Genomic DNA, 470 nt, shown 5'->3' with positions numbered 1-470 from the left:
CTTTACGTTTGCGCACTTCCCGACACAGAGAGAGTCCCCAGCCGAGGCTGATGGCGATCAGCACCAGCGCAAAGGCGATCAGCTGGTAAAACTGGCGGCTGTACTGGCTCCAGTTCTCTATTTGCTGACTGGAGATTTTCGACCACTTCTCGGTCATCTGCAGAATATCCCGTGGCGGAATAACCTGCAGCGCTTTGTTAAGAATGGCGGCCAGCACCGGTTCATCGCGCGGGATGGCCAGCCGAATGGCCGCGACGGGGAGTCCATCAATGCGGGTGTAGTGCAGACCCTGTGGATAGTAGTGGTCGATCATATAGCGGGCGGAAAGCTCCGAGGCTACGGCGGCATCCACTTCGCCTTCCTCTACCATCTTCATGGCGACGCCAACGTTATCCGTTTCCACCCAGTTAATCAGCGGAAAACGCGCTTTCAGATCATGGGCGGCGATAGGCCCGACCGGCAGGGCGATC

1 protein-coding gene is annotated in these 470 nt (G+C 57.9%); it reads right to left on the bottom strand.

All coding sequences use genetic code 11. The features are described from left to right. On the bottom strand, positions 1–470 hold a 470-nt coding region (locus tag M3668_RS10950; protein ID WP_251380887.1), incomplete at both ends, for a transporter substrate-binding domain-containing protein.

It is taken from the genome of Rothia sp. P100 (genome assembly GCF_023712425.1).
In the GTDB taxonomy this organism is placed as follows: domain Bacteria; phylum Actinomycetota; class Actinomycetes; order Actinomycetales; family Micrococcaceae; genus Rothia; species Rothia endophytica.
This window is presented reverse-complemented; position numbering and strand designations above follow the sequence as displayed.